The following is an 11,531-nucleotide window of genomic DNA, read 5'->3' on the forward strand; positions in this document are numbered from 1 at the left end:
CACTGCCATGCGCCGATGGGGTACTGAACGCATCGTTGGCCTGCATGATCCGCGGGTCAACGAGCATCATCTGGAGTCCACGGGCCTGCCCGCAGACAGTCGTCTGCGCTTGCTCAGTTTCAATATCCAGGTCGGCATCAGTACCGAGCGCTATCGGCATTACCTGACCCGGGGCTGGCAGCATCTGCTGCCGCACACCGGGCGTGCCGACAATCTGCAGAAAATCGGCAATCTGCTGGGCGACTTCGATCTGGTCGCCTTGCAAGAGGCCGATGGCGGCAGCCTGCGATCAGGCTACGTCAATCAGGTCGAACACCTGGCCCATCTCGGTGCCTTTCCCTACTGGTATCAACAACTCAATCGCAATCTCGGTCGCCTGGCCCAGCACAGCAACGGCGTGCTCAGCCGATTGCGCCCGTGGGCAATTGAAGATCATCCGTTGCCGGGGCCAAAGGGTCGCGGAGCCATTCTGGTACGGTTCGGCGAAGGCCCGGAAGCGCTGGTGGTGGTCATGATGCACCTGGCGTTGGGCGCCCGGGCGCGCAGCCTGCAACTGGCCTACATCCGCGAGTTGATTGGCGACTACAAGCATCAGGTACTGATGGGCGACATGAACACCCATGCCAGTGACCTGCTGCAACATTCCCCGTTGCGCGATCTCGGCCTGCTCGCGCCGCAACTGGAAGCGACGTTTCCCAGCTGGCGCCCACAGCGCTGCCTGGACCATATCCTGCTGAGCCCGAGCCTGACCCTGGAAAAGGTCGAGGTGCTGGCACAGCCCATTTCCGATCACCTGCCGGTCGCGGTAGAGATTCGTTTGCCGGGTTCGCTCACGGCCGATGCATTGCCCGCGTTGAGTCCTGCCCCTCGCGGAACCCCTGAATGAGCGACGAAGCACAGCGCTGGAAAGAGAAATACCTCAAAAGCATCGAACAACAGGAAAAGCTCGAACGTCGCTGGGACGCGCGGCTCGACTTGCTGCGTCGCGGGCTGGTGCGCAGCACCCTGGCGGCGGAAGGTACTGACCGCACCGTTGACCAATGCATGAAGGAAATGCGCGAGGTCGTGCGCACCGACGACATGGACGCTGGTCTGGCCGCGCTGATTCCACGCCTGGAAAAAGCCGTGCTCGACTCGGAGCAGCGTCGGGAAACCCGGGTCAACCAGACCAGTGCCGCCCTGTCTGCGCTGGTCGCTCAACTGCAAACATTACCGCTGCCACGGGATGTGAGCCGGCCACTCAAGAGTTTCGCCAGGCAGCTGGAGGCGCGGGTCAGTCAGGCACGTGAGATACCCTTGCTGCTCAGCGAGCTGAGTGGCTTGCAAGGCAAGGCACTGAGCCAGCTGGAAATGCCGGCGGAGCCTGATCGGCCGGGCTTGCTGCAGCGGTTGTTCGGTGGTCGTGAGGCAGAGGAGACGGTGGCATCAACGGCGACTTCTCTTGCACCGGCCGCCCCTGTAGCCGAGAGCCCGGCGGCGATTATCGAGTCGCCCCCGGTCGTGGCTGCACCTGCTCCGGTAGTCGAGGCTTTTGTACCTCCTGCCGAGGAGCCTCAACCAGCCAGTGCAGCCGCGGCAGAAATTGAATCAGCAGAGAAACCGACCCCGGAATTAATCGCGACACCTCCTGAGCCGGAAACGAACCCCGACGAGCTAATCGCACAAGCATCACTGGATAGCCTGCCCATACCGACAATTGCTACCGAGAGCGTGGCCGTCGCCGATCAGATGCAATCCGAACACGACATTCTCTACGCACTCCCGGACTCCCCCGAGCCCTCCTACAGCTCGGTGGCCAGTCACATCGAAGACACGCTGCTGGGGCTGCTCGACGACCTGACATTGCCCGAGCGTCATCGCCCGCAAGCCGAATCCATGCGCGATCGTCTGAAAAACGGCTTGAACTGGTACGAATTGCTGCCAATCCTCGACGACTTCGCCACGTTGATGCTGGCCATTACCGACAGCGGCCAGCATGAGTTCGAAGCCTATCTGCAACGACTGAACGAGCGCCTCGAATCGTTCCAGAGCAACTTGCAGGCCGCCACCGCAGGACACGCCGACAACCGTTCGGCCGCGCGGCAGATGGACACGCAGATCCGCGAACAGGTCGATGGCCTGCAAAGCAGCATGCAGGAAGCGGCGGACCTGGACGATCTGAAGCACGTCCTGGAAAACCATCTCGAAGGCTTGCTGGGCACGATGGATCAACACCAGAAACAGCGCGATGAACGCGAGCAGGAGGTCGCTGCGCGCCTGCACAGCCTGGCCGAGCGGGTTGCCCATATGGAGCAGGAGGCCCAGGGTTACCGCGAGCACCTTGAGGAGCAACGGCAGAAGGCAATGGTCGACCCGTTGACCGGCCTGCCCAACCGTGCGGCCTGGAGCGAGCGCCTGGATCTTGAGATCAAGCAATGGCAGCAACATGGCAACACGCTGCTGCTGGCCATGCTCGACCTCGATCATTTCAAGCGCATCAACGATAACTATGGGCACCTGGCCGGTGACAAAGTGCTGAAAATCATTGCCAGCGTGTTGCGCAAGCGTCTGCGCGGTACGGATTTCATTGCCCGGTTTGGCGGAGAAGAGTTTGTGCTGTTGATGCCAGCCACGGTGCCGGTGGCGGGGCTGAAGCTACTGGAAGCCTTGCGGGCCTCGATCGAGGCCTGTCCGTTCCACTTCAAGGGAGAGCCGGTGACCATCACCGTGTCTATGGGAATGTCGGCGTTCAGGCCGGGTGAGCACGGCGATCAAGTGCTGAAAAGAGCCGATCAGGCGCTGTATCGCGCAAAAAATGCCGGCCGCAACCGGGTGGAACCAGGCTGACTATCATTTGTTCCATTTTGTTTAATTCGATGGGATTGCCGTCAGCCCGCAAGGCATTACGTTACACTGTTGCATTATTGTCTTGTGTGTACTGCCTTTCACCATGAAATATTTTGCTCTGATCGTATCGCTGATTGTGCTTGCCGGCTGTGCCAGCGGTCCCCGTTTCGACACCAGCCACCCTTCGGCCAATTACGACAGCCGCGTGCAGTTTGTGGTGGTGCATTACACCAACGCCTCGCTGGAGCGTTCGCTGCAACTGCTGACCCACGGCGAAGTCAGCAGTCATTACCTGATTGGTGACGACAAGGGCGCCACCATCTACAAGCTGATGGATGAAAACGTGCGCGCCTGGCATGCCGGCGAGAGCGAATGGGATGGCCGGACCTGGCTGAATTCAAGTTCCATCGGTATCGAAATCGTCAACCCGGGCTTCAAGGACACCCCGACCGGACGCGTGTGGTATCCCTACACCGAAGATCAGGTCCAGTCGTTGATCGTGCTACTCAAGGACATCAGCAAACGCCACGGCATAAAGCCTCGCGAGATCATTGGCCATAGCGATATCGCACCCATGCGCAAGCTGGACCCGGGGCCGCTGTTCCCCTGGAAGCGTCTGGCCGCCGAAGGCTTGGGCATTTGGCCGAATGAACAGTCGGTGGCGCGCCAGCAAATGTTGTTCGCCGAGCAGTTGCCGAGCATCAGCTGGTTTCAGGCACAGTTGGCCCGCCTGGGGTATGCCTCGCCACAAACCGGTGAGCTCGATGTCGCGACACGACATGTTATTGCGGCATTTCAGATGCATTTCCGTCCGGCGCGCTTCGATGGCACTCCGGATTCGCAAACTGCCGCGCTACTGTTGGTGTTGAATCAGACAAAATAATGACGCCCGCCCGACGGTCAGGGCTTTTTTCCAATCAGCAGCTATAACTCATTGGTAATCCTTCGGATATTGCACAATGACTGCTGCTCGAGAGACCCTCCGTAGTTGGTTCCATCGCCCCTGGTTTTTGGGGCTGCTGTCTGCTGTCTTGAGCGCAACGTTATTGATGGCCGGCAGCCTGTTCGTCGCCATACACCAGATCGAGCAGAATGAAAGCCAAGAAATGAATGCTCAGGGGGAGCGCTTCCTTGCCCGCCTGGAACAGCTCTTCGGGCAACTGCGTGAAAGCCTTGATGATCTTGAAGCGCAACCGTTGCGCGGTTGCGATGCTGAAATGATCGCAACCTTGCAACAGGTGACGTTCAACTATCGCTTCGTCTATGAAGCCGCCTACATGGATTCCTCGCGAATCTGCTCAAATCGCCCCCGCCAGGAAGGGCTGTCGCTGAGTCGATCGCCAGACATCAAAGGCCCGACCTACAGTTATTGGCTCAACACCACCACCGAACCCGATGAAAACCGTGCGGCGCTGATGCTCGGGCGCGGGAATTTCCGGGTCGCGACCTCTCGCGGGCATTTGACCGACATGGTCGACCTGTCGCCGGGCAGCAGTCTGCTGGTGGTCCTTGACCGTGGCACGCGGGCGATTCCGGTGCTGGGCGTTACTCAGATATGGCCGCCGGCCGAGGCGTGGCCACCGAAAAACCGTGATGCGCTGCAAATCACTCAGACTCGCCTGATATACCGCATGCCCACCGACAACCCGGAATATCAATTGGTGTTGATCAGCCCGCGCACCGGCATGCATATCCCGACGGTCTGGTGGTGGTTACTGCCGGCCAGCCTCGCGCTGGGCACATGCGTCGGGTTCCTGGTGTTTCTGCTGGTGCGCCAGCGGCAGTCGCTGGACGCCGAACTGACCGGTGCGATTCGCCGCGGCGAGTTGCAGGTGCTGTACCAACCGATCTTCGACCTCGATAGCCGCAACTGTGTCGGGGCTGAAGCCCTGCTGCGCTGGCGCAGGCCGGACGGTACCCTGACCAGTCCCGACCTGTTCATTCCGATGGCAGAGAACACCGGGCAGATTCGCCAGATGACGGACTTCGTCCTGCAACGCCTGCTCGAGCAACTCGGCCAGTTGCTGCGTGCCAACCCGCAGCTGTACATCTCGGTCAATCTCGCTGCGTGTGATGTGATGGTTCCGCGGATTGGCCAGGTGATGGCGCGGTTGCTGACCCTGCACCACGTCGCTGCGCGACAAATTGCCTTTGAAGTCACCGAGCGCGGGCTGGTCGATGTGGTGGTGGCCCGGGAAAACCTGCAAGCGCTGCGGGATGTCGGGCACCAGGTGTTGATCGATGACTTTGGCACCGGCTATTGCAGCCTCGCCTATTTGCAAACCCTGCCGGTCGATTGCCTGAAAATCGACAAGGCGTTCATTGATGCGCTGGGCCATGACGCCGCCAGCAGCGGCGTGGCCCCGCATATCATTCACATGGCCCAGTCACTGCACCTGAAGGTGATTGCCGAGGGCATCGAACATGAGGCCCAGGCTGCGTTCCTGTGCAGTGAAGGCGTGAAGTTCGGTCAGGGCTGGCTGTTCGCCCGCGCGCTGAGCGCAGTGCAGTTCACTGAATTGATTACCCGGGGGCGGCGTCGGGGAGGCCGGCGCCTGGATGATGAAGCGTGAGGGTGTCCTAAACGGTCAGCGTCATATAGAACTGGGTACCCTGCCCCGGCCGTGAATAGACGCCTATCCGCCCGCCATGCAATTGCACGATTTCCTTGCACAAGGCCAGTCCGAGCCCGGCCCCGCCCTTCTTGCGTCCGACCTGCACGAAGGGCTCGAAGATCCGCCCCTGCTGACCGTAGGCAATGCCTTCACCGTTGTCCTCGACACTGATGATGACCCGGTCAGCGTGGCGCCGGGCTTGCAGGCGTATCCATCCGCCGGAGCCGGTGTGACGCAAGGCGTTGTCGAGCAAGTTGTCGAGTACCCGGTCCAGATGTGGCTGGTCGGCCTGCAACCGCGGCAAAGGTCCCTGCACTTCCACCAGCAGATTGATTTCCTTCTCTTCGGCCGCCGTGGCAAAGCGTGACCGAGCCTGTTCCAGCAATGTCTCTATGGCGCACGGCGTCAGGGTGAGTTTCTGCAAACCGTTCTGGTAACGGGAGAAATTCAGCAAATCGTTGATCAGCTGCATCAGCCGCTGCATTTCTTCATTCACGGTATCGAGCAGGTCGGCTTCCCGGGAATCCGGGGCAAAGTGCGTGCGCTCCCGGAACAATCCGAAGGCCATGTGCATGCCGGTGACCGGTGTGCGCAACTCATGGGAGGCACGCAATACAAATTCGCTGCGTACCCGTTCGAAGGCACGCTGTTCCGTGACGTCATGCAGCACCATCACGGCACCCAGGATATGGCCCTGGGTATGGCTGACCGGGGTCAGGCTGTAGGTCAGCAGTCTCGACTCGCCATCGACTTCGACACTCAAGTCTTCCGGCGCCCGCTCCAGCGTGCCGCCGCGCAGCACCAGTTGCAGCTGCTCATCGAGCTCGGGGCGCTCCAGCGCCGTGCCCAACCCCTGACCCAGACGATCGGACTCCCAGCCCAACTGACGCTGGGCTACAGGGTTAAGGTGTTCCAGATGGCCCTGGCGGTCGATCATCAGCAGCCCGTCGTCGATGCTGTCGAGTACGGCCTGCAATCGCTGCTGACCGGCCAGCAGCTCATCGACGTTGGTGGCCTGATGTTCACGCAGTGCCTGGGCCATGATCCCGAAACGCCGGGTCAGCTGGTTCAGTTCCATCGCCGAAGAGATCGGCAGGGTGACATCGAAATTGCCCTGGCCGATATTGTCCGCCGCCTTGGCCAAGGCCTCGATGGGCTCCCCGAAACGCCGGGCAATGGCTTGCGCGGTCACGAAGCCGATGATCAGCACCGCCAGCCCAACCAGGCCAAGCAAGCCGGCAATCAGCAGCGCCTGCTCCCGGGCCTGGCGTTCGGTATCGCTGATGTTATCCAGCGCGCGCTTGTGCTCGGCGATCAGGCCATTGCGTAGCGTATTGAATTTTTCCGTCAGATTGTCGTGGCTGCTGAGCACCTTCGATGGGTCCGGCGAGGTTTCATAAGCCTGGATAAAGCTCTCGTAGTCGGCCCTGGCTTTTCTGAAGCCGTGCTCGCTTGCGGTTTCCGCCGGCTCCTGGGCGATGCCTTCCTCCAGCAGTTCGAAGTAATGCTGCTTCGAGGCGGCGAAAGCGGCGGAGTCAGGCTTCTCGCCGAGCATGATGATCAGTTGATCACCCAAGGTCTGACGCAGCTTGAGGCCCAGGTCCAGGGTGATGAAGTTACTGCGAATCAGTGCTTCCTGGCTGCCGGCCATCTGCATCACGCTGACCAGCCCGAGCAAGAGCCCGAGCAACGCGACGGTGATCAGTGCGGAAATGCTCAGGAACAGCCGGGTCCGCAACTTCATTGCCAGTTTCATCGGCTATTGCTCACAAGTTGTACTGCTTGCGTTTGCGGTACAGCGTCGAAGCGTCGATGCCCAGGGTTTTCGCCGCTTGATCCAGGGTGTCGGCAGTGGCGAGGACCGCGCCGATGTGAGCCTTTTCCAGCTCATCCAGGCTCAGTGCCGCACCGATGCGCGGTGCATTATTGACCGGGGTTTCAGCCATGCCCAGATGACTGATCTCGACCCGCTCCTGCGGACAGATGATGCTCGCCCGCTCGATCACGTTGCGCAGCTCACGGATGTTGCCCGGCCAGCGATAACTCAGCAGCGCTTCCCGGGCCTCGTCGCTGAAGGCGCGTGCGGGACGGGCGTACTCCTTGACGAAGCGCGCCAGGAAACGATCGGCGAGGTTGAGAATATCTTCGTGGCGTTCGCGTAGCGGTGGCAGGTGCAAGGTAATGACATTCAGGCGATAGAGCAGGTCTTCACGGAAACGACCATCGCGCACCATGTCCTCAAGGTTGAGGTTGGTGGCCGCAAGGATGCGCACATCGGCACGGCGGGTCACCGGATCACCGACGCGCTCATATTCCTTGTCTTGAATAAAGCGCAGCAACTTCGGCTGCAATGCGAGGGGAAAGTCGCCGATCTCGTCGAGAAACAGTGTCCCGCCGTCGGCCTGGCTGACTCGCCCCAAGGTACTTTCGCTGGCACCGGTGAAGGCGCCGCGGCTGTGGCCGAAGAGTTCGCTTTCCATGAGCTCGGTGCTCAGCGATGGACAGTTGATCGTGACGCAGGATTTCTTCGCGCGCTTGCTCCAGCCGTGAATGGCTTGGGACAGTTCGCCCTTGCCGGTACCGGACTCACCAAGAATGAGGATGTTGGCATCGGTCGTGGCAACCTGGCGGGCGGTTTCGAGTACCACTTTCATGGCCGGGCTGTGGGAATCCAGACCGTCCTTGGGCTTGCGCACCTCGCCTTCCAGGGCTTCCAGTCGCGCCGACAGTTGCCGCACTTCCAGTTGCTTGGCGGTTGCCAGGCGCAATTGATCGGGGCTGCACGGTTTGACCAGATAGTCGGCGGCCCCGGCCTGAATCGCATCCACCGCCGTGTCGACGGCTGAGTGAGCAGTGACGATCACCACCCGCATCCAGGGCGCCTGAATACGCATCTGGGCCAGCACATCGAGGCCGTTGTCTTCACCCAGACGCAAATCGAGGAAGCACAGGTCGAAGACCTGCCGTTGCAACAGGGCTTCTGCCTGCGCGGCGCTGGTGGCGGTGGCCACGTTGTAGCCTTCGTCTTCGAGGCAGTAACGGAATGTACGCAGGATGGCGGACTCATCATCCACCAGCAGAATGCGGCCTTGATGCTCAGTGGCGGATTCCATTTTCCTACGCTCCTTAATGAATGATCTTTATTTAGTCCCGGAGAAATCGGGCAAGTTGCATGATTGATTCTGAGCCTTTCCTGTCATGGCAGGGTAGCTCTCATCCGATGCATCGGTTAGCCACCTGATTTTGCGGGTCCTTTAATTGATACCCGGTTTCTGCCTGCGGCCAGCGTGAATTTCTGACCTCCGCACCCTCCTCTCAATTCAAAAAGTTTATGCCTTCCTTTAAACCAGTCGTGCAATACGCACGACTGCACAAGTGGCATCGTGCAGGATGCGCGCGAAATGATTTCTTTGATGTTCATAAGTCATTGATATTAAAGATAATTAATTCGAATAAAAGCTGGCATGCGCTCTGCAATTGTCTGGTTAACCGGGAGTTCAAAAACAATCACCCGCTATTGAATGCCAACCCGAGTGGTAGGCGCTTCAGGATTACCGCGCATCCGATGCGCCGGGAAACGCAGCACCTCTAAACACAAGCGTAAGGAGAATTACCATGTTGAGTTGGGCAATCACATTCCTGGTCATCGCCATCATCGCTGCCGTACTGGGCTTCGGTGGTATCGCGGGCACCGCCACAGGTATCGCCAAGATTCTGTTTGTCGTGTTCCTGGTGATGTTCGTTGCTTCCTTCTTCTTTGGCCGTCGCGGTCGAGGCTGACATGAAGGGTTTGTTCAAGGCACTGGCAGCCGCCCTGTTGATGGAGCAACTGAAGAAAGATCCGAACGGGTACCGGGTTCGCACATGAAGGAGGCCACAGCGCCTCTTTCCACCTGCGTCACCTGAGGAAGGCTGGCGCATGACCAAGGGGTCGGGACGTTCTGCCTGTTTCAGGGGCGGAGTGACCTACGGGTACAGGGAGTACCCGCGCAAGGGCCGGGTCAGGAAAAGCTACTGCGCAAGTTCGCCGGACTGCCAAGGCTCGACGGGCTTGCGGAGGGCTTGATCAAGCAACACCTTGAAATAGAGCGCTCGTCTCGATTTCATCACTGTTATCTCGTCCTTGTCCTTGTTACGTCGGAAAATACTTTTCCCGGTGTTTCATCTGCGACCGTATATCGAGAAAAATCACCTTTCTTTGGCCGCGATTTTTCCCTTCGTCCTGCGGGATTTTGCTGAAAAATCAATGCTCGGCCACTGCTCAAAAAACATTCAATCTGCTCTGTAATGACCGGTTCACGGCACTTATGCCTGCCGAAATGTCGTATTCGAACCGGTTGGGACGCGCGTTTCGCTAAAAAAACCTCATGCCGATTCGGCATAGGGTAGGCGTTTACGGCATTAGACGGCGCTCCCTTGCATCGGAATAGTTGCGCCTTTTTTCGCCTGCCAGAGAGCCGCAAACACGCGCTCCGGGGCACCTTATACGGGGGGAAGATGCACTGGACTTTTTCGCCACAAGCGTTCCAGTTCGCGCATCTCCCTGAGTCAAACAACAAGTAAGGGTAAAGATATGAAGAAGGCAAAGCTTAGCCTCGCCTGGCAGATCCTCATCGGTCTGGTATTGGGGATTGCAATCGGTGCGCTGCTCAACCATTTCAGTGCCGAAAAAGCCTGGTGGATCAGCAACGTCCTGCAACCGGCAGGCGATATCTTTATCCGTCTGATCAAGATGATCGTGATCCCGATCGTCATCTCCTCTTTGATCGTTGGCATTGCCGGCGTCGGTGACGCCAAGAAGCTGGGGCGTATCGGCTTCAAGACCATCATTTACTTCGAGATCGTCACCACCATCGCCATCGTGGTTGGCCTGCTGCTGGCCAACCTGTTCCATCCGGGTGCCGGCATCGACATGAGCACCCTGGGCACTGTGGACATTTCCAAGTACCAGGCTACGGCGGCCGAGGTTCAGCATGAACACGCGTTCATCGAAACCATCCTCAACCTGATCCCGTCGAACATCTTTGCGGCCATGGTTCGCGGCGAAATGCTGCCGATCATCTTCTTCTCTGTATTGTTCGGTCTCGGTTTGTCGAGCCTGCAGGCGGACCTGCGCGAGCCGCTGGTGAAGATGTTCCAGGGCGTATCGGAAAGCATGTTCAAGGTCACTCACATGATCATGAACTACGCTCCGATCGGCGTGTTCGCGCTGATCGCGGTGACCGTAGCCAACTTCGGCTTTGCGTCGCTGATACCGCTGGCCAAACTGGTGATCCTGGTTTACGTCGCCATCGCCTTCTTCGCTTTCGTGATCCTGGGCCTGATCGCTCGCCTGTTCGGCTTCTCGGTGATCAAGCTGATGCGCATCTTCAAGGATGAGCTGGTACTGGCCTACTCCACCGCCAGCTCCGAAACCGTGCTGCCGCGCGTGATCGAGAAGATGGAAGCCTACGGCGCGCCGAAAGCCATTTGCAGCTTCGTGGTGCCGACCGGTTACTCGTTCAACCTCGACGGTTCGACCCTGTATCAAAGCATTGCGGCGATCTTCATTGCCCAGCTGTATGGCATCGACCTGTCGATCAGCCAGCAACTGCTGCTGGTGCTGACCTTGATGGTCACCTCCAAAGGCATCGCCGGCGTACCGGGCGTGTCCTTCGTGGTACTGCTGGCTACCCTGGGCAGCGTCGGTATTCCTCTGGAAGGCCTGGCGTTCATCGCCGGTGTCGACCGCGTCATGGACATGGCCCGTACCGCACTGAACGTGATCGGCAACGCACTGGCCGTTCTGGTTATCGCTCGTTGGGAAGGCATGTACGACGACGCCAAAGGCCAGCGTTACTGGAACTCCCTGCCGCACTGGCGCAGCAAGGAAAAACTGCCGGCCGGCGAAGTTTCCACCAACTGACACAAATCCCCTGTAGGAGTGAGCCTGCTCGCGATAGCGCAATATCAAACAACTGAGATGTTGAATGTACCGCCCTCATCGCGAGCAGGCTCGCTCCTACAGTGAGCAGTGCCAGCAGTAACAAACAAACCCCGGAGAAATCCGGGGTTTGTCGTTTCTGGCCACCCCGCTATCATTCGCGGATC

General features: G+C 59.2%; 8 protein-coding genes. 6 read left to right on the forward strand and 2 right to left on the reverse strand.

Features of this window, described 5'->3' with window-relative positions:
* Nucleotides 1–7: 7 nt before the first annotated feature.
* The 4 genes from AC3IX1_RS00400 (at nt 8) to AC3IX1_RS00415 (ending at nt 5,399) form a co-directional block, all read left to right on the forward strand.
* The gene (locus AC3IX1_RS00400; RefSeq protein WP_489386699.1) at nt 8–886 is read left to right on the forward strand and encodes an endonuclease/exonuclease/phosphatase family protein; all 879 of its coding nucleotides are present in this window, start codon (nt 8–10) and stop codon (nt 884–886) included.
* Nucleotides 883–2,826 (forward strand): GGDEF domain-containing protein, encoded by a 1,944-nt coding sequence (locus tag AC3IX1_RS00405; RefSeq protein ID WP_489386700.1) that lies wholly within the window; start codon nt 883–885, stop codon nt 2,824–2,826. The genes AC3IX1_RS00400 and AC3IX1_RS00405 overlap by 4 nt, the downstream gene beginning before the upstream one ends.
* A gap of 103 nt (nt 2,827–2,929) precedes the next feature.
* Nucleotides 2,930–3,709, forward strand: a complete 780-nt coding sequence (locus AC3IX1_RS00410) for an N-acetylmuramoyl-L-alanine amidase (RefSeq protein WP_489386701.1) — start codon at nt 2,930–2,932, stop codon at nt 3,707–3,709.
* Between the two features lie 76 nt (nt 3,710–3,785).
* Nucleotides 3,786–5,399: an EAL domain-containing protein gene (locus AC3IX1_RS00415; protein ID WP_489386702.1), complete on the forward strand. Its 1,614-nt coding sequence runs from the start codon at nt 3,786–3,788 to the stop codon at nt 5,397–5,399.
* A gap of 7 nt (nt 5,400–5,406) precedes the next feature.
* On the opposite strand, the gene AC3IX1_RS00420 is transcribed toward AC3IX1_RS00415, so the two are convergent.
* Nucleotides 5,407–7,197 carry a KinB sensor domain-containing domain gene (locus AC3IX1_RS00420; protein WP_489386703.1) on the reverse strand — a complete coding sequence of 597 codons (1,791 nt, stop codon included), beginning with the start codon at nt 7,195–7,197 and terminating at the stop codon, nt 5,407–5,409.
* A 10-nt stretch (nt 7,198–7,207) separates the two neighbouring features.
* A complete protein-coding gene (algB, locus tag AC3IX1_RS00425; protein WP_489386704.1) occupies nt 7,208–8,554 on the reverse strand; it encodes a sigma-54-dependent response regulator transcription factor AlgB in 1,347 nt (448 codons plus the stop codon).
* A 502-nt stretch (nt 8,555–9,056) separates the two neighbouring features.
* Here algB and AC3IX1_RS00430 point away from each other — a divergent pair.
* Together AC3IX1_RS00430 and gltP are read left to right on the forward strand one after the other, a co-directional pair.
* Entirely contained in the window at nt 9,057–9,221 is a 165-nt protein-coding gene (locus AC3IX1_RS00430; protein WP_489386705.1) for a DUF1328 domain-containing protein, read from the forward strand.
* Between the two features lie 793 nt (nt 9,222–10,014).
* Entirely contained in the window at nt 10,015–11,346 is a 1,332-nt protein-coding gene (gene gltP, locus AC3IX1_RS00435) for a glutamate/aspartate:proton symporter GltP (protein WP_489386706.1), read from the forward strand.
* The last annotated feature ends 185 nt before the right edge of the window (nt 11,347–11,531 follow it).

The sequence above is a fragment of the Pseudomonas sp. KH_046_2 genome, from assembly GCF_057838985.1.

Excerpts from the sequence above, each read along its gene's own strand:
- AC3IX1_RS00405 (WP_489386700.1), top strand. The coding sequence starts at position 883 with ATGAGCGACGAAGCACAGCGCTGGAAAGAGAAATACCTCAAAAGCATC.
- algB (WP_489386704.1), bottom strand. The coding sequence starts at position 8,554 with ATGGAATCCGCCACTGAGCATCAAGGCCGCATTCTGCTGGTGGATGAT.
- AC3IX1_RS00410 (WP_489386701.1), top strand. The coding sequence starts at position 2,930 with ATGAAATATTTTGCTCTGATCGTATCGCTGATTGTGCTTGCCGGCTGT.
- AC3IX1_RS00415 (WP_489386702.1), top strand. The coding sequence starts at position 3,786 with ATGACTGCTGCTCGAGAGACCCTCCGTAGTTGGTTCCATCGCCCCTGG.
- AC3IX1_RS00420 (WP_489386703.1), bottom strand. The coding sequence starts at position 7,197 with ATGAAACTGGCAATGAAGTTGCGGACCCGGCTGTTCCTGAGCATTTCC.
- gltP (WP_489386706.1), top strand. The coding sequence starts at position 10,015 with ATGAAGAAGGCAAAGCTTAGCCTCGCCTGGCAGATCCTCATCGGTCTG.
- AC3IX1_RS00400 (WP_489386699.1), top strand. The coding sequence starts at position 8 with ATGCGCCGATGGGGTACTGAACGCATCGTTGGCCTGCATGATCCGCGG.
- AC3IX1_RS00430 (WP_489386705.1), top strand. The coding sequence starts at position 9,057 with ATGTTGAGTTGGGCAATCACATTCCTGGTCATCGCCATCATCGCTGCC.